We start from the raw sequence: 17,993 nt of genomic DNA, 5'->3' as shown, positions 1-17,993 counted from the left end.
TTGTAAATAACCAATTAGGAGAATATCCAAATAAGTTCCTTAGTGGAGCAGGAGTAACTAAAAAATTCTTAGAAAGTTTAGATACTGAATTTTGGGATGACTCTAGTGATTTTGATGATTTAGTTGCTATGTCTATTATTGCGGATTCTATGTCGATTTTAGAATATGAAAATAGATATTTGGTAACTAAAGGTTTGAAAAATATTAGAAATAAATTTATTCAAGTAATCATAGAAAAACAATCTTATTCAATTGGAAATACAGACAATATTAATGTAAATATAGTTGCTTTTTATATTTCTCCATTGATCAATGCGTTGATTAGATCAGGTTCTTTAGAAGAAAAAGAATTGATGTTTAAGGCGTTTATTGGAGATACAACAACTTTTCCATATAAGAAACGAAGCGGAGAAGAGATTCAAGAAACTATGCAAGAGATGGTTGCTAGGTTGGCTACTAATCTGAAAGCAAAACAGAATAGAGAAATAGATAAGTCATTGGAGTATTTACGTGGTTTGATTGAGAAAAATGAATGGAATAAAAACAAGATTTTATTTGTTGATGCTGACGGAGTGGATTATAGTTTTACGGGCTTAACGGCTATGAAACTGGCTTCAGAATATCAGAAACCATGTTTATTGATTAGAAAGGGTAGAGATAATATTTTTGCTGGTTCTGCTAGGAATTATGGAAATCAAATTGAAAATCTAAAAGATTATTTATTGGAAACGGGTTTATTTGAATATGCACAAGGGCATCCATCGAGCTTCGGATTGGGTATAAAAATAGAAAACATAAAACCAGCACTTGAAAAAATAAACGAAGAATTAAAAGATATTAATTTTGGTGAATTTATTCATTATATAGATTTTGAAATTGACATAGAAAATCTAACCATAGAAATCATTAAAGATATGAATGAACTATATGATTATTATGGAAATGGAATTGAAGAAAGTTTGGTATTAATAAGGAACATTCCAGTAAATACAAACGATATTGAACTCATGGGAAAAACAGAAGATACATGGAAGTTCTTGTACAATAATGAAATCCAATTTATCAAATTTAAAAATAATCAAGATGATGCTATTTTACAAGCAAGGCAAAATGATTGGTCTGGAGCAAATTTAAAGATTAATGCCATATGCAAATTAAGTATTAACGAATATGGTGGAATTAGAATTCCTCAATGTATTGTGGTTGATTATGAAGTAATGGGATAATATAATGGCAGGTATAAATACATACAAACTTATAAGTGATACCATAATGAGTCTTACAGATTATAAAGGAAAAATAAATATGAATAATATCAAACTATCAATCGTCGTTCCGGTTTACAACGAACAGGAGAACATACCCGAGCTGTCAAGCCGGCTGACCCAGGTGTGCAATTCACTGAAGGCATCATACGAAATCCTGTTCGTGAACGACGGCAGTTCAGATGGAACCCTGGAGGCCATCAAAAAGGCCAAGCAAAAGGACTCCAACATATCGGCCATAGATCTGGCCAAGAATTCCGGCAAGGCCCAGGCCTACACCGCCGGCTTCGCCGAGGCCAAGGGCGAGATCGTGATCACCATGGATGGCGACCTGCAGGACGCCCCGGAGGAGATACCGAACTTCCTCAAGAAGATAGAGGAAGGCTATGACCTGGTGACCGGCTGGAAATACACCGGCAAGGGCAAGCGGTCGCTCTCCTCAAAATTATTCAACCATGTGGCGGGAAAACTGACCAAGCTCTCCATCCACGATTCCAACTGCCCGTTCAAGGCCTATCGTTCCGAGGTGGTCAAGAACCTGAAGGTCTACGGGGACCTTTACCGCTTCATTCCGGCCCTAGCCTACTGGAAGGGCTACCGGATCGCCGAGATCAAGGTGGAGAACTATCCCCGCCAGCACGGAGTCACCAAATACGGCGCCTCGCGGGCCCTGAGCGGATTCTTCGACCTGATGACGGTGGCCTTTCTGACCCAGTACATCAAGCGCCCCCTGCATTTCTTCGGTCTGGCCGGCCTGATCTTCGGGACAGTGGGCTTTTTGATCGACCTGGTGATAGTGATCGAAGGCCTGATAATCGGCCGGGTGGGACACCAGGCGCTATTGCTGCTGGGGCTGGTGCTGATCGTCATCAGCGTGCAGTTCATCTTCACCGGGCTGCTGGCCGAGATGCAGTTCCGGCTGTTCCAGGAGCAGGGGAAAGATATTCCGGTCTATAAGAAATATTAATAAATGGCACACGGATTAAACGGATTAATACAGATTCACACGGATAGAGCTTTTTATTACTCTGGTAATTAAATAGATTAATAATCCTTACCCGTTTTTTGAACATCCTTGTTGTCATGCCCGTGAAAACGGGTATCCAGGCCTGGATTCCCGCATACGCGGGAATGACACATTGCGCTATTGATTTGCCGAAGTAATAAATAAGATATAATTGGGATTATCCAGGCCTTTGCGGATATAAATATCAAATTGAAATCTAAATAAAGTATTGCATCAAATTGACAAAGCCAAAGAAAATAATAATACTGGGCTCCACCGGGTCCATCGGTACCCAGACCGTGGAGGTCATCAACAAATATCCCAAACTTTTCCAAGTGGTGGGGCTGGCGGCCAATTCCAGGTTCGACCTACTGGTACAGCAGATAAAAAAGTTCAAGCCCAAGATGGTCTGCATCGGCCAGGACTCGACCGGGATATCCGCCATAGATAACTCCCAAGCACCATTCAAATTGGTAAGAGGGCCGCAGGGATTGAAACAACTGGCCTCGCTGGCAGGCGCCGATATGGTGGTCAACGCCCTGGTGGGCTCGGCCGGGCTGGATCCCACCCTGGCGGCCATCAATGCCGGGCATGACGTAGCTTTGGCCAACAAGGAGACCCTGGTGGCCGGCGGTCAGCTGGTGATGCAGGCGGTGAAAAGAAAGAAGGTCCGGCTACTGCCCATAGACAGCGAACATGTGGCTTTGCACCAATGCCTGGAGGGGCGGGACCCGTCAACCGTCAAGAACCTGATACTGACGGCTTCGGGCGGGCCGTTCCGTTCGCATTCTGCAAAGCAGCTGCACTCGGTGAAGGCGCACCATGCCCTCAACCATCCCACCTGGTCCATGGGCCGTAAGGTGACCATAGATTCAGCCACTTTGATGAACAAGGGGCTGGAGATGATCGAGGCCCATTACCTGTTCGGCATCCCGCCGGAGCGGATAAAAGTGGTGATCCATCCCGAGTCCATTATCCACTCCATGGTGGAGTTCAACGATGGTTCGATAATCGCCCAGCTTTCGACCCCCGATATGCGCCTGCCCATCCAGTATGCCCTGACCTATCCCTCCCGACTGCCATCATTGGTCAACGACTGCCGTTTGGAGGAACTGGGCCAGCTTACTTTTCATAAGCCCGACAAGATGACCTTCAAATGCCTGGACCTGGCCTATAGGGCGATCGAGAGTAACGGCATCATGCCGGCGGTGATGAATGCCGCTAATGAGGTCGCGGTGGAATCATTCCTGAATGGCAGAATAGGGTTTCTGGAGATCCCGGCCGTTATCGCAAAGACCATGGGAAAATTTGCGGCCAAAGGGAAGATCAGCTTAGATAAAATACTCACAGCCGACAGTCGGGCCAGGGATGCGGCACGTGAGATAATCAATGCAATCATTAAAATGAAGGATAGGCGCTAAACCATGGACATATTGTTGACATTATTGTTGGCCGTTCCGCCGATCCTATTCGCCATAACCGTGCACGAAGTGGCGCACGGCTGGGTGGCTTTTAAAAAAGGGGATCCCACCGCATATCTAATGGGCCGCCTGACCCTGAATCCGCTGAAACACCTGGACATCTTTGGCAGTTTCATATTTCCCGGGATGCTGATACTGCTCAAGGCCCCATTTGTGTTCGGCTGGGCCAAACCGGTGCCGGTGAATTTTCTGGCCCTCAAAAATCCCAAGAAGGACATGATCTGGGTGTCGCTGGCTGGTCCGGCCAGCAACCTGATCCTGGCCGCCGCCAGCGGGTTGTTGTTCCGTCTGCTGTATCCCTTTTATGAGGGGCCGGGCACCATGCTTTATCCGGTAATGATGATTCTGTTCTATCTGGTGCTGGCCGATTCGGTGCTGGCGGTTTTCAACCTGATACCCATTCCCCCGCTGGACGGCTCCAAGGTGGTGGCCGGGCTGCTGCCGGGGAAACTATCCATGAGATACCTGAGCCTGGAGAAATACGGCATGTTCATCTTCATCGGGCTGATCATACTGATGCAGGTGACCCGGATAAATGTTTTGTCGTATCTGCTTTTACCGGCCTCTTTTGTGGCCAGGTTCTTTGCCGGCCCGGAGATATTCAGTTTCCTATAAAATAAAAAACCTTCGGAGAAAGATATGGAGACCTTCAGCAACAAACATTATCCGGTAAGGGAGGGGCTGGGCCTGATCACCATCAAGGGAATGCTGGCCAGATCGGCCGGGCTGTACCCCTACAAGACCGCCCTGCAGATCAGGCGGGGGAACGACTTTTACAAGGTTACCTATAAGGAGCTTAAGGAGCGGACCGAGCAACTGTCTTCGGGACTTTTGCGTAAAGGCATAAAGCCCGGCGACAAAGTGGCCATCATCGGAGAGAACTGCCCGGAGTGGGTGGAGAGCTATATCGCGGTGGCCAGCACCGGGGCGATACTGGTGCCTCTGGACACCCAGCTAAAAAGCCAGGAGATCCGGCATATTCTGACCGACTCCGAAGCGGTGGCCCTGATCGTCTCCAGCAATTTCAAGGAGGTGACCGACGAGGCCACCAGCAAGCTGTCCAGTCTGAAGCATGTCTTCTCCATGAATAATCTATCCAACCTTTATGAGGCGCCCGAACCCAAGACCCTCAAGCGGCAGGTGCAGTTGGACGACCTGGCGGCCGTCATCTACACCTCGGGAACCACCGGGCAGTCCAAGGGGGTGATGCTCTCCAACCGGAACATCATGTCCGATGTGGATGGAAGCTACCAGATATTCCATTACGATCATCACGATAACTTCATTTCGGTGCTGCCGCTCCATCACACCTTCGAGGCCACCTGCGGGATGCTGGTGCCTCTGTATGTGGGGGCTACCATTACCTACGCCCAGTCTTTAAAATCACGGGACATCATCAACGACATCCGGGATAGCCAGGCTACCATGATGGTAGGGGTGCCCCTGTTATTCGAGAAGATATACCAGGGGATAGTGCGAGCGGTCAAAGAGAAGCCCATGCTGACCCGGATGGCCTTCTCCACCTCCAATGGGATAGTCAAATCCATCAAGTCCATCACCGGGAAAAGGGCCGGGGGCAAGCTGTTCCAGTCTTTGCGGGAAAAGGCCGGACTGTCCAGCCTCAGGCTGTTCGTTTCGGGCGGAGCGGCCCTGAACGTAGAAGTGGGCAAGGGGTTTGAGACTTTGGGATTTGCAATAGTCCAGGGCTACGGTTTGACCGAATCCTCTCCGGTGTTGACCATCAATACCATCAATAACCCCGATCATGCCTCGGTGGGTCCGCCCATCGCCTGTGTGGAGCTGAAGATATTGGACCCCGACGCCAACGGCGTCGGCGAGATAGCGGCTAAGGGCCCCAATGTGATGCTGGGCTATTATAAGAACCCCGCAGCCACCGAGGCGATCATCAAGGATGGCTGGCTGTTGACCGGCGATCTGGGGTACATCGACAAACGGGGCTGCCTGTTCATCACCGGTCGAGCCAAGAACCTGATAGTCTCGGCGGCCGGCAAAAATATCTATCCCGAAGAAATCGAGGCCCAGCTGTTGAACAGCCCTTATATCTCCGAAGTCCTGGTGATCGGCGAGAAAAACTCCCAGACCGACCGGGAGGAGGTTCACGCCATGATCTACCCCAGTTATGAGACTTTTGACGAGTATGCCGCCAAACACAAGATCACCCTGGACACGGCCCAGATCGAGAAGATCCTGAAGGACGAGGTCAAACACCAGGGTGGCCACCTGGCCGACTACAAGCGGGTCAAGCATTTCTCCATCCGGGAGGAGGAGTTTCCCAAGACCACCACCCGCAAGATCAAGCGCTACCTGTTCGTGGGCAAGAAGGTGAACGTATAATCAATTTTCAAATCAGATAAAACAAATCTCCCAAATATCGGAGGCAGAATAATATGTTGTTCTCCAAAAAGAAGGAAGACAAGGCCCCGGCCAATCCCCTGGATCAGATGAAAAAGGAGGAGGCCGAGGTGATCGCCCAGGTGGAGCAGGGCCGACGCAGCTACACCTCCCTGGACCAGCTGATAGCCGAGCGTAAGAAAACCATGGACGAGATAAACTCCCGCCTGGCCGAATCGCTGGGCGAGGAGATGGCCATGTCCCAGAGGATGGACGAGGCCAAGGAAAAGCTGGACGAGGTAAACAAGAAGCTGGATGAGAGGTCCAAGGAGGACTCCAACCTGGCCACCAAGATCTGGGAGAAACGGGCCGAGCTGCTGAACGTCAACCAGCAGATGGACGAGGCCAAAAAGACGGCCGATGCCGCCGTCCAGCAGAGCCAGTCGCTCCAGGCGGACATCATGCTACTGGAACAGCAGGCGGCCGAAGGCCAGAGCCAGGCGGATAAATGGAAGAAGGAACTGGAGGGTCTGGAGAAGGAGATCAGCCAGAAACGGCAGGAGCAGGAGACCGTGGTCTCCCAGTTCGCCGAAAAGGAAAAGACCCAGGCCGAGTTCCTGGAGCGCAAAAAAAACCTGCAGGAAGAAGAAAATAAACTGGGCGAATCGGTGGGAAGCTTGAACGACCAACTGAAGGAGCTGCAGGCCAAAATAGATCAGGCCCAGGGCAAGCAGGCCCAGATACTATCGGACCTAAGCGCCGCCGAACAGGAGAAGAACGACCTGGCCTCGCAGAGCGAAACCTACAGATCGGAAGCCAAACAGCTGGAAGATGCGGTAGGTGAACTGAGGAAACAGAAAGACGAGCTGGAGAAGGGGATCGCCGAGATCAAGAGCTCCGAAACCCAGGTAGTGGAGCGGCACCAGACACTGAAGAAGGAGGAGGATGCCATCAAGGGGCGGATCGAAGAGCTGACCGGCCGTGAGTCCAGCGTCTCCACCAAGATGGAGGCCCTTAACGGCGGCATCAAGGAAGCCGAGGAGAAACTGCAGGTCATCGTCAAGGAACAGCACGAGCGGAAACAGCAGCTGGATAAGATCTCCCAGGAATTGGAGGCCAAGGAAAAGGACCTGGCGGAAAAGCAGGGCCGCCTGGAGGGGATCGAACTGGATATCGACCTGAAGACAGAGGAGCAGGCCAATGCCGCCAAATCCCTGGAGGAGATCCAGACCGGAGTTTTAAGGGCCGAGACCGAACAGGAGGAATCCCAGCAGAACATAAAAGAATTGAACCAGACCATAGAGGAAAAACAAAAACGGGTGGCCGAGCTGGAGAAGGAGGAGTCCCAGAAACAGCACGAGATCGAGGCCATTCGCGAGCTGGAGACCAGCCTGAACAATCTTAAACAACAGATATCCGAGGCCGAGGCCAAGCGCGACGAGATCAGCACCCAGATATTGACCTCCGAGGAGAAAGTGCCGGAGCTGCTGGCCAGCCAGAAGGAACTGGAGTCTCAGGTGGAGAAACTGACCAAGAAGGAGGAGAAGCTGGGCCAGAAGGTGGAGGATCTGGAAGGCAGGCGGAATCAGCTTAAGGAGCAGAACGACGAACTGGCCGGCCGGAAGAAGGAGATGGAGGCATCTTTGAAACAGCTGGAGGAACAGAACCGGCAGCTGGACGATATGCGCCAGCAGGTCGAGGAATTGACCGGCCAAAGAGAAAATGCCGAGCAGGAGCTGGCCCGACTCAAAGAGCAGAAGGAACAGGTGGACGGCGAATATTCTCAGAAACAGCAACAGTTGAACAATTTCCATAATGAGGTCAAAGTACTGGAGGACCGGAAGTCCGAATTGGAGAACAGCCACAATCAGCTGAATCAGGATATATCCCAGATGGAACATCAGAAGAACGAACTGCAGGAGTTCCTGTCCCAGAAGCAGGATTTAAGCCGGGAGGCTGAGGAGATCAAGGGGAACATCGCGGCCTTACGGACCGAGCTGGAGACATCTCAGCAGAAAGTGCAGGAGCTCCGGGAATCGGAGCAACTGCTGTCGGCCAGCGTTCAGGATAATCAATCCAACCTGCGCAATCTGGAAAAAACCCTAGAGAAAAAGAGGGCCGAGGAGGAAGCGATAAAACAGAGGGTCGCCAACGCCGAGGAGGCCAACCAGGAGATCATGAACCTGATAAACCAGATAGACGACAAAAAACAGCAGATGGGCGAACTGGAACAGCAGGTGGCCCTGCTGCAGCAGGAGGAGGCCAGATTGCTGCGGGAGCGCGATGAGAGGGAGAAGATGGAGGCCCGGCGCAAGGAGGAGGAGAGGGCAGCCTTCCTCAGGATAAAAGCCAAAGGACGCCCGGTGACAGGATTATCGCAATCCGTCCCGGTTCCAAGATCGGAGACAGCCCAGGGTCAGAGCGAGGAACCGGAAACTCAAGAACAACCCAAAGCCGTTCCGGCCAGGCAACCGATGCCGCTGATGGCCAAGCCCAAACTGGCTCCCATCAAAACCGCGGAGGAGCCGCAGCGTCCATCATTATTGCCAGCCAAGGAAAAAACCATGCTGTCCAGACAGCCGCTGCTATCTCCCAGGCATGAGGAAAAACCGATTCCCAAGCAGGCCTTGGCCCTCAAACAGGCGGTCAATCCCTTTGCCAAACCGGCCCTGACACCCAGGCCGGCGCCGGCCCCATTATTGAAAAAGGAGATCTCCCCATCCGAGCATTCTTTATTAAAACCGCCGGCGCACAAGTCACTGCTCAAGCCGGCGGCCGATAAGGACAAACCGGCCAAGGAAATCACTTTCGGGTAGATCCGATGAATAACAATACGGAACTGCTGGACAGGTTTTTGGGCCACCTGACGGTGGAGCGGGGGCTTTCGGCCAACAGCATAGATGCCTACTCCCGCGACCTGCGCCGGTATCTGGATTCCCTGGAAACCCAGGGGATAACCGATCCCTCCAAGATATTGCGCCGCCATATATCGCAATTCCTCTCCCAACTGGCGGGATACGGGCTCTCTCCCGGCAGTCTGTCTCAGAATATTTCAGCGGTGAGGGGGTTTCACCGCTTTTTGGTTGGAGAGGGGCTCTGCAAAACCGACCCCACCGAGAATTTGGATTCGCCAAAGCTGGCCAAGAAACTTCCCGATGTTCTGGACACCACGGAGATCGACGCTCTGATGTCCCAGCCGGACACATCAAGGCCGCTGGGTTTACGGGATCGTGCCATGCTGGAGGTGATCTATGCCTGCGGCCTGAGAATATCGGAACTGCTGGGTCTCAAGCAGTCCGACCTGGCCTTCGACCAGGGATACATCCGCTGTTTCGGCAAGGGATCCAAGGAGCGGGTGGTGCCCGTGGGAAAGACCGCCCGGCACTGGACCGAAAAATATCGGGAAGGCTCCCGGCCGGCTCTGATCAAAAAATTCGCCACCGATGTGCTGTTTCTGAATAACCGGGGCCGGCCGATGTCCCGGATGGGTTTTTGGAAACTGCTCAAAGCCTACGCCCAAAAGGCCGGGATCAAAAAACGGGTGCATCCCCATATACTCAGACACAGCTTTGCCACTCACCTTTTAGAGGGCGGGGCCGATCTGCGCTCGGTGCAGGAGATGCTGGGCCATGCCGATATCTCCACTACTCAGATATACACCCATGTGGACCGGGAGTATTTAAAGGAAGTACACAGACAATTTCATCCCAGAGGATAATTTTAAAAATTTATATAAGGAGAATCTCATGCGTCAGGTGATCAAAACTGACAAGGCCCCGGCGGCCATAGGGCCCTATTCCCAGGGCATCGAGTTCGACAGCAAGCTGGTCTTCACATCCGGGCAGATCCCACTGGACCCCAAGACCGGGCAGATGGTCGAGGGCGACATCAAAGTTCAGACCAAACAGGTGCTGGAGAACCTAAAAGCGGTGCTGGAGGCCGGCGGCTCAAATCTCAAAAAGGTCATCAAGTGCACGGTGTTCCTGGCCGACATGAACGATTTCGCCGCCATGAACGAGGTCTATGGCGAGTATTTCAACCAGGCCCCGCCGGCCCGTTCGGCCTTTCAGGTGGCCCGGCTTCCCAAGGACGCCAAAATTGAGATAGAGGCGATTGGGGAAATCTAATTAACCACAAAGACACAAAGGCACAAAAAGACCTACTTAGTGCCTTGGTGGTAAAAAAGGCTCAACTATGCTGAGAACCAAAGTTATCTTCAATCCCAAGGCCCACGGGGGCGAGGCGGCCGGGCATCTGGAGCAGGTCAAGGCCCTGCTGAAGGCCACCGGCATAAACTTCGAGATATCGCTGACCGACAAGGAGGGCGACGCCCGGCGGCAGGCCCAGGAAGCGGTGGAGCGCGGTTTCAAGGTGATCGTGGCCTGCGGCGGCGACGGGGTGGCCGGCGAGACGGCCGGGGCCTTGGTGGGCAGCCAGGCGGTGTTCGGGATGATTCCCCTGGGCTCGGGCGACGATCTGGCCAAATCCCTGAATATCGGCCGTAATATATCCGATGCCGTCAACCACATCAAACAGCACCGCACCAAGATGATGGACGCCGGGGTGGTCAACGGCTGGTACTATTTCAACTCGCTGGGCATCGGGTTGGACGGCGAGGTGATCATAGAAAAGCAGAAGATCAAAGGCCTGCGGGACCTGAAGCTCTACCTGCTGGCGACTGTCAAGGCCCTGATGCGCTACAAGGGCCAGCGGATCAGCCTGGATTTCGGGCCGGGCAAGATCTGGGTGGAGGCCCTGCTGGTGGAGATTATGAACGGGCGGTGCGTGGGCGGCGGCTATCTGCTGACACCTCAGGCCGAGGTAGACGATGGCTGGCTGGATCTGTGCATCATCCACAAACTGACCTGGCTGGAGTTCTTCCGGCACGTCCCCAAGACCTTCAAGGGAAAACATACCCATCTCAAGCAGATCGTGATGGGCCGGACGCAAAAGGTGGTGGTGGAATCGGAACAGCCCATGGCCGCCCAGGTGGACGGCGAACTGTGGCCTAAAAGGGAGAAACGATACGAGATATCCATACTGCCCAAGGCCGTGGAGGCCATAGTGGGCGACCATAACTGGTAATATTATCTCGGGGACTCCGCCATACGCTCATTGATATTATTGATAAATATTGCTTCGATAAATAAACAGAGTATGCGTCATTCCCGCGCAGGCGGGAATCCATAGCTGGATGCCAGTTTTCACTGGCATGACAAAAAGAATGCGCTAAAGCGGATGAAATTTATCGGACTATTTATTTCTCAGAGTAACAATAACTGCAAATAACCATGTTTTAAAAGGAGATGCCGGAAAGACCTGGGATTTGCTTTTAGTGACGATCAATAAAAGGAGGGCATAACATGAATTATAAAAAAGAAAATATCCAGCGCCTGTTCGAGGCCAATCCCACCATCCACGGGATATTGAAGGAGGCCGAAAACTATCTAATAGCCAAAAACCTTTTGGTGGTCTATCTGGACGAGATGGTCCGGATGCTGCACCTCGATGTCATAGCGCCCAAGAGTCTGGAATGGTCGCTGCAGATAAGCTGCATCTACGCCTTGCGCAAGTTAATCTCGGCCCGCAGCGAGAACCTGGCCAAGTTCAGCATAATGAAACTGCTGTGGCAACTGACCCGGGATGACAGTAAGGATCTTCCTGAAAATCTTTCCGACGCTTTCTTGGAGGATCTGAGGCACATATTCATGGGCACCACCGGGAAAAGCCGGGTCTATGACCAGGAGATATATTCCACTTCGGCCAACATGCACGGACGGGAATCCGCCGTTCAGCGGTCGGACCAGCTGGACGCCGTGGCTCTGCGCTGCGAAGGTTTCATAAAAAGGTATGCTTCGGGCCTGGAACCGGATGTTAAAAAGGCCAGGCAACAAAACCGGGACCGGATATTAAAAAAGCTCAATGCTTCTTTGGATGACTGGAACGATCACCGCTGGCAGATGAAGAATATCGTCCGCAACGCGGAACAGCTTTCCAGCCTGATCGATCTGAGCGATGAGGAGAAAAAATCAATAGATAAGGCTAAATCCGGGGCCCTGCCTTTCGGCATCACTCCATTTTACGTCTCACTGATGGACCAGGATCCATCCCGTAAAAACGATCACGCCGTCAGGGCCCAGGTGATCCCGCCGGCCAATTACGTAAAAAAAATGCTAAAGAACAAGGAGGATCACACCCATTCCCTCGACTTTATGCTGGAAAACGACACCTCGCCCATAGACCTGATAACCCGGCGCTATCCCCGGATCGTGATCCTTAAACCATACAACACCTGCAGCCAGATCTGCGTCTACTGCCAGCGCAACTGGGAGATAGAGGACGTGCTATGCCCGGAGGCCATGGCCGACCCGGACAAGCTGGAGCAGGCCATCGGGTGGATAGCAGACCATCCCATGATCAACGAGGTGCTGATCACCGGGGGAGATCCCCTGGTGATGGAAGATCAGCAGATTGATGATGTGCTGTTGAACCTTTCCCGGATCGATCATGTGGAAAGGATACGGATAGGCTCCCGGACCCTGGTGGTGCTGCCCCAGAGGATCACCGACAACCTGATAGATATCATCGCCAAATATCACCAGCCGGGAAAAAGAGAGGTGGCGATAGTCACCCATTTCGAGCATCCCTACGAGATTACCGAGGACTCGCTTAAAGTGGTGCAGAAATTTAAGCAGAAGGGGATGTCGGTCTACAACCAGGCGGTGTTCACCGTGGAGAATAGTCGGCGTTTCGAATTGGTAGCCCTGCGCCGGGCACTGCGATTGATAGGAGTGGATCCCTATTATACCTTCAACACCAAGGGCAAGGAGGAGACCCGCAACTACCGGGTGCCGCTGGCCCGTCTGCAGCAGGAGGTCAAGGAGGAGGCCCGGTTGTTCCCCGGTCTGGTGCGAACCGATGAGCCGGTGTATAACGTTCCCCGGCTGGGCAAGAACTACGTTCGGGCCGAGCAGCACCATACCTTGCTGACCATCATGCCCGATGGGAGCCGGATCTATGAGTTCCACCCCTGGGAGAAGAAACTGGCGTTGGTGGATACCTACATAGATTCCGATGTGCCGATCTACGATTATTTGCAGGAATTGAAGCGGCGGGGAGAGAACATCGAGGATTACCGCACCATCTATTATTATTTTTGATATTGAGGAAAAAATGAGAGCGCTCTTTTTGGCACTGATTTTCTTCTTGATGCCAACCATTGCCTTCTGCTTCGATTGGGTAACCGATGCTCCGAGATTTGACTACCAGGGCTATATGCAAATACAGCAGAAATTTACATCCATCGGCAGTAGTTATATTCTAACTTGGCATGGAGCGGGGATTGAGGTTGAACATGAGGAAGGCGACCCCTTTGATCAATTTTCATTGATGCTCATTGGAGGACCGGCAATTGAATATGATTTCTATAGGTTAAAAGGGGTTTATCGTTTTGCCTTGAATAAACATTGGAATTGCAGGCTATCAACCGGTTATGGCAAAGGCACAAGCACGGCCCATTTTGGTACGGGAATACTGCCTTTGGTTGCCGCTGCCGGACTTGGTTTTTCATGGGACGGAGTGAATTACATATACAGCGAAAAAACCGAAACCGCATCGATGAAAGTGTCTTTAGAGGCGGATTTTTGGGAAATATTCAAAGCCGAGTTAATTGGCGGAGTAACGTATTACTCATTCTCAAACGACATTAAGCGAATTCATCCTGTCGATAATTGGGTGCCGTCATTAGCTCTAGCGCTCGGTGTGCATACGCCGTGGGGAAGATAAGGGAACAATCTGTGGATAAGAGAAAACTGTGAAGTGCTTATCACTTCTCTCCGGGGGCTTAGACAGCATACTGGCAGCAAAAGTCATCATGGAGCAGGGAATCGAGGTGATCGGTGTCTGTTTTGTCACGCCTTTCTTCGGACCGGACAATGCCCGGAATGCGGCCAAAACTCTTGGGATCCAACTGGTAGAGCACGATTTCACCGGGGAATACTTCGCCATGATGAAAAGCCCCCGCTACGGCTTCGGGGGCAACATGAATCCCTGTATAGACTGTCACGGCCTGATGCTGAAAACGGCCCACGGTCTTTTGGAAAAATACCAGGCCTCATTCCTGATCACCGGAGAGGTATTGGGAGAGCGGCCCATGTCCCAGACCAGAGGCGGACTCAATGCCGTACTCAAATTATCCGCCGACCGGGAACTGGTGCTGCGCCCATTATCCGCCAAACTTCTGGAACTTACCAAACCGGAACGGGAGGGTTGGGTGGATAGGGAAAAACTTTACGACTTTTCCGGCCGGGGCCGCAAACGTCAGGAGGAGCTGGTCAAAAGCTTTGGGATAAAGGATTATCCCCAGCCGGCCGGTGGTTGTCTGCTGACCGAGGAAAGATATTCCCAGCGCCTGAAGGAACTCATCGAACACGAAGGATTGACCCGTCATGATGCCGAATTATTAAGCATTGGCCGCCATTTCCGGCTGGATAATAAAACCAAGCTGATAGTGGGACGCAATAAGTCGGAGAACCAGCGCCTATTGGATATGGCAGGAAGCGATGATACCGTTATCCGCCCGGCCGAGAATATCAAGGGCCCGGTGGGCATCATCCGCGGGGAGATATCCGATGATATTTTACAGACCGCTGGGAAGATACTAGCCAGATATTGCGACCGTCTGGAGGACCAGGCGGTAGGAATAAATATCTATCGCAACGATAAAAAGGATAGTTTTTCGGTGATGAAACCTCACGAGGAATTTGTTTTAAAGTGGCAGATATGAAAATTACAAAAATATTTTTCTGGACTATCGCAATTGTGGTTTTTTCCGGTGGAATATCCGCCCAGCAGGTCAAGGAGGAAAAGAAACCCCACCGCTCGCCGCTATTATCGGTGTGTTTTTCGGCGGCCTTCCCCGGAGGCGGGCAGCTTTACACACAGCAGTATCTGAAAGCTGCGGTCTTTGCCGGAGGCCTGGGATATCTGGGCTATTGTTACAACCGGGAGGATCAGGCGGCTATCGGAAACCCTGTTCAGGACGATTACAATTACCACAACGAGCGCCGCCGTACATACAAATGGTGGTTCATCGGCATCTGGACCCTGTCGCTGGCCGACGCCTATGTCGACGCCCATATGTTCAAGTTCGACGAGCACAGCGAACCGGAGTTTTCCCTGCAGGTGACGCCCTGGTCGCTGTCACTGTCCAAAAGATTTTAGGTCAGATGCGGCAGTTTATTCCTGTCGTAAATCAATCATTTTCTTTTAGAACAATTAATAAAAGGTAAAGCCGTTATGGATATTATCCGACTGATCATTCTGGCGCTGGCGCTGGCAGTGGCCATATTCCTTTGCTGGACTTTCAGCCGTTTTCTGATGAAGTATCAATTCTGGAAAATGTTGGCCAACACATTGATGGCCAGCCTGATCTACCTGTCCTTCCGGCTGTTCGTTCATTGGGGCGGCATCGGCCTGGGGGACCGGGCGGGGAAATGGGTCCAGTCGCTGGGGGTATTTCTGGCCGTTTTTCTGCTGTTGAAGGCGGTGGAGGGGGTGGTGTTCATCTATCTGGTGGATGAAAGGGTCCGCAGCAAGATCCCCAACCTGCTGAGAGGGATGATCCGTTGGCTCCTGGCCGTGACCCTGCTTTTCATAATCCTGCATATCAACCTCAAGGTCGACCTGACCCCGCTGATAGCTACCTCGGCCGCCCTGACCTTTGTGGTCGGTATGGCTATGCAGGATGTGCTGGGAAACCTGTTCGCCGGGCTGGCCCTTAATATCGAAAAGCCTTTCTCGCTGGGAGACTGGGTGATGATCAACCAAAAGACCGGGTTGGTGATGGACATGAGCTGGAGGGCCACCAGGATAAAGACCTTCAGCGATAATTATGTGATCATACCGAATTCCGAGATCTCCAAGGACGAGATAATCAATTACAGCCATCCCACCACCATCCATGCCCGGGAACTTAAGGTTGGCGTTTCTTATACCACCCCTCCCAATAAGGTCAAAGAACTGATAGCCTTGGCCATGAATGAGACCCCGGAGATAATGAAAAAACCGGAACCAAGGATTTGGCTGGTCGAATACGGCGATTTTGCAATCATATATCGGATGAAATTCTGGATAGACGGATACAGCCATCTGTTTGCCATTGAGGACAGCCTGATGAGCCGTCTGTGGTATATTTTTCAGAGGAACGACATTCAGATACCGTTTCCCATCAGAGATGTCCGCATCAGACAGGAGGCACCCAGCCTTCAGGAAGGGGAGATATTTGAAAGGTTAAAAAACCTACCCTTGTTTGACTCTGTTCCGGAGAGGGAGATCCGAATCCTGTCCGTCGGCCTTAAGCCGATGCTGTTTGCCAGGGGGGAGATCTTGGTGCGGCAGGGCGATCCGGGCAATTCCCTGTTTGTGATAGAGAAAGGCAGAATTTCAGTATCTATCCGCGACCGGAAGGGGAGACAGGTGCCGGTAATCCATATGGAGCAGGGTATGTTTTTCGGGGATTTTTCATTGTTGACCGGCTCACCCCGGCGGGCCACCATTACAGCTGATACCGATACGGTGGTTTTTGAGATTGAGAAAGAGCGGTTTGCTCCCATTCTGGAGAAGAACGCCCGGATTGCGGAAAAGTTGTCCAAAAACCTGGAGGAACATCAGAGGCAGGACCTGGAAGCCCTGGAGAGATCCGGCGCCAAGGCAGCCTTCGAAGGCGAGACCCTCTCTTCCAATAAGATCCTGCAGAATATAAAGAATTTTTTCGGATTGAAAAAGAAATAAGCCATAGTTATGAATAAAGAATTTAAAAAAATAATCTGGCCGATAGCGTTCATCGCACTGCTGGTGATATTATCCTCCTTTTTGCTTTATGGACTGGCCCGGATGGAGGGCAAGGATATTACCCTGCTGAAGAGCCTGTATATGGTGGCCATCACCATCTCCACCATCGGCTACGAGGACATGATTGGCACCCAGGGCAGCCGGCTGTTGACCGTGGTCAACATCGCCCTGATATTCATCTATATGATCGGGGTGGCCTATGCCGTATCCAATTTCACCGCCTTTTTGATAGAGGGCCGGCTGAATAAATTCTTCCAGTTGCGAAAATTACTGAAGAGGATAAAGAGAATGGACAAGCATTACATAATCTGCGGGGCCAAGGATATCGGGGTTTATATCGCCCGCGAATTAAAGGAAACCAAGCGGCCATTTGTGGTCATCGACGAAAGCCCCCAGGCGCTGGACGCCATCCGCAAGGAGATCCCCGATGTGGTGGCGGTGGTGGGGGACCCCACCGATGACAATGTTCTGTTGGAGGCCGGGATCAAAAAAGCCCAGGCCCTGATAGCAGCGCTGGAGAGCGACAAGGAGAACCTCTACTTAGTGGTGGCGGCCAAGGATTTGAACAAAGACATCAAAATCGCTTCGCGCTTCAACAATCCCGCCACCCGGCACAAGTTCGTCAACGCTGGGGCTTCGCACCTAGTCTCGCCCAATATGATCGGCGGGATGCGGATCGCCTCGGAGCTGGTGCGCCCGGCGACGGTATCTTTCCTGGACACCATGCTGAGGAGCAAAAAGCATGACGCCATGCGGGTGGAGGAGTTCCAGGTGCCCAAAAACTCCGGCTTCATCGGAAGGACCCTGTTGGATGTACATAAGGAGACCGGGGTGCTGGCAATATCGGCTAAGCTTTTGGGCAGTGAGGATTACGACTACAATCCCGATCCCATGATGAAACTGGCGGCCGATATGGTTTTGATCTTCATTGCCACTCCGGATAAGAGGATCTTGTTGGAAGAGAAGCTGGCAAAGTGAGAAAATTATTAGAACATGGAACATATAGTAGCAAAGCAGGTTATTTAAAATGAAACAACA

15 protein-coding genes are annotated in these 17,993 nt (G+C 51.7%); all 15 read left to right on the top strand.

The window, feature by feature from the left end; translation table 11 throughout:
- The coding region (locus KJ869_07275) for a hypothetical protein (GenBank protein ID MBU1576992.1) at positions 1-1,226 on the top strand (1,226 nt) is incomplete at its 5' end.
- 79 nt (positions 1,227-1,305) lie between these two features.
- Positions 1,306-2,232 carry a glycosyltransferase family 2 protein gene (locus KJ869_07270; GenBank protein MBU1576991.1) on the top strand — a complete coding sequence of 309 codons (927 nt, stop codon included), beginning with the start codon at positions 1,306-1,308 and terminating at the stop codon, positions 2,230-2,232.
- Positions 2,233-2,510: 278 nt separating this feature from the next.
- Positions 2,511-3,692, top strand: coding sequence for a 1-deoxy-D-xylulose-5-phosphate reductoisomerase (locus KJ869_07265; GenBank protein MBU1576990.1), 1,182 nt, complete (start codon positions 2,511-2,513; stop codon positions 3,690-3,692).
- Between the two features lie 3 nt (positions 3,693-3,695).
- Positions 3,696-4,367 (top strand): site-2 protease family protein, encoded by a 672-nt coding sequence (locus tag KJ869_07260; protein ID MBU1576989.1) that lies wholly within the window; start codon positions 3,696-3,698, stop codon positions 4,365-4,367.
- Between the two features lie 24 nt (positions 4,368-4,391).
- Positions 4,392-6,107, top strand: coding sequence for an AMP-dependent synthetase/ligase (locus KJ869_07255; GenBank protein ID MBU1576988.1), 1,716 nt, complete (start codon positions 4,392-4,394; stop codon positions 6,105-6,107).
- Positions 6,108-6,160: 53 nt separating this feature from the next.
- Complete coding sequence (locus KJ869_07250; protein ID MBU1576987.1) at positions 6,161-8,920, top strand: hypothetical protein; 2,760 nt, start codon at positions 6,161-6,163, stop codon at positions 8,918-8,920.
- Between the two features lie 5 nt (positions 8,921-8,925).
- Positions 8,926-9,822 (top strand): site-specific tyrosine recombinase XerD, encoded by an 897-nt coding sequence (xerD, locus tag KJ869_07245; GenBank protein MBU1576986.1) that lies wholly within the window; start codon positions 8,926-8,928, stop codon positions 9,820-9,822.
- Between the two features lie 28 nt (positions 9,823-9,850).
- Positions 9,851-10,231: a RidA family protein gene (locus tag KJ869_07240; protein ID MBU1576985.1), complete on the top strand. Its 381-nt coding sequence runs from the start codon at positions 9,851-9,853 to the stop codon at positions 10,229-10,231.
- 67 nt (positions 10,232-10,298) lie between these two features.
- A complete protein-coding gene (locus KJ869_07235; protein MBU1576984.1) occupies positions 10,299-11,189 on the top strand; it encodes a diacylglycerol kinase family lipid kinase in 891 nt (296 codons plus the stop codon).
- 278 nt (positions 11,190-11,467) lie between these two features.
- A complete protein-coding gene (locus KJ869_07230; protein ID MBU1576983.1) occupies positions 11,468-13,264 on the top strand; it encodes a KamA family radical SAM protein in 1,797 nt (598 codons plus the stop codon).
- Positions 13,265-13,277: 13 nt separating this feature from the next.
- The gene (locus tag KJ869_07225; GenBank protein MBU1576982.1) at positions 13,278-13,889 is read left to right on the top strand and encodes a hypothetical protein; all 612 of its coding nucleotides are present in this window, start codon (positions 13,278-13,280) and stop codon (positions 13,887-13,889) included.
- Positions 13,890-13,917: 28 nt separating this feature from the next.
- Positions 13,918-14,889: a tRNA 4-thiouridine(8) synthase ThiI gene (locus KJ869_07220; GenBank protein MBU1576981.1), complete on the top strand. Its 972-nt coding sequence runs from the start codon at positions 13,918-13,920 to the stop codon at positions 14,887-14,889.
- Positions 14,886-15,326 (top strand): hypothetical protein, encoded by a 441-nt coding sequence (locus KJ869_07215; protein ID MBU1576980.1) that lies wholly within the window; start codon positions 14,886-14,888, stop codon positions 15,324-15,326. Before KJ869_07220 ends, KJ869_07215 begins: the two co-directional genes overlap by 4 nt.
- Positions 15,327-15,401: 75 nt before the next feature.
- Complete coding sequence (locus KJ869_07210) at positions 15,402-16,895, top strand: mechanosensitive ion channel family protein (protein MBU1576979.1); 1,494 nt, start codon at positions 15,402-15,404, stop codon at positions 16,893-16,895.
- 9 nt (positions 16,896-16,904) lie between these two features.
- Positions 16,905-17,933, top strand: coding sequence for a potassium channel protein (locus tag KJ869_07205; protein ID MBU1576978.1), 1,029 nt, complete (start codon positions 16,905-16,907; stop codon positions 17,931-17,933).
- Positions 17,934-17,993 lie beyond the last annotated feature (60 nt).

This window comes from Candidatus Edwardsbacteria bacterium (assembly GCA_018821925.1).
Classification (GTDB): Bacteria; Edwardsbacteria; AC1; order AC1; family EtOH8; genus UBA2226.
The sequence above is the reverse complement of the archived record's forward strand: the minus strand, read 5'-3'. Positions and strand labels throughout refer to the sequence as shown.

What these genes read in the sequence shown, in the direction of transcription:
- KJ869_07270 (MBU1576991.1), top strand. Translation starts at nt 1,306, where the DNA reads ATGAATAATATCAAACTATCAATCGTCGTTCCGGTTTACAACGAACAG.
- KJ869_07260 (MBU1576989.1), top strand. Translation starts at nt 3,696, where the DNA reads ATGGACATATTGTTGACATTATTGTTGGCCGTTCCGCCGATCCTATTC.
- KJ869_07255 (MBU1576988.1), top strand. Translation starts at nt 4,392, where the DNA reads ATGGAGACCTTCAGCAACAAACATTATCCGGTAAGGGAGGGGCTGGGC.
- KJ869_07250 (MBU1576987.1), top strand. Translation starts at nt 6,161, where the DNA reads ATGTTGTTCTCCAAAAAGAAGGAAGACAAGGCCCCGGCCAATCCCCTG.
- xerD (MBU1576986.1), top strand. Translation starts at nt 8,926, where the DNA reads ATGAATAACAATACGGAACTGCTGGACAGGTTTTTGGGCCACCTGACG.
- KJ869_07240 (MBU1576985.1), top strand. Translation starts at nt 9,851, where the DNA reads ATGCGTCAGGTGATCAAAACTGACAAGGCCCCGGCGGCCATAGGGCCC.
- KJ869_07235 (MBU1576984.1), top strand. Translation starts at nt 10,299, where the DNA reads ATGCTGAGAACCAAAGTTATCTTCAATCCCAAGGCCCACGGGGGCGAG.
- KJ869_07230 (MBU1576983.1), top strand. Translation starts at nt 11,468, where the DNA reads ATGAATTATAAAAAAGAAAATATCCAGCGCCTGTTCGAGGCCAATCCC.
- KJ869_07225 (MBU1576982.1), top strand. Translation starts at nt 13,278, where the DNA reads ATGAGAGCGCTCTTTTTGGCACTGATTTTCTTCTTGATGCCAACCATT.
- KJ869_07215 (MBU1576980.1), top strand. Translation starts at nt 14,886, where the DNA reads ATGAAAATTACAAAAATATTTTTCTGGACTATCGCAATTGTGGTTTTT.
- KJ869_07210 (MBU1576979.1), top strand. Translation starts at nt 15,402, where the DNA reads ATGGATATTATCCGACTGATCATTCTGGCGCTGGCGCTGGCAGTGGCC.
- KJ869_07205 (MBU1576978.1), top strand. Translation starts at nt 16,905, where the DNA reads ATGAATAAAGAATTTAAAAAAATAATCTGGCCGATAGCGTTCATCGCA.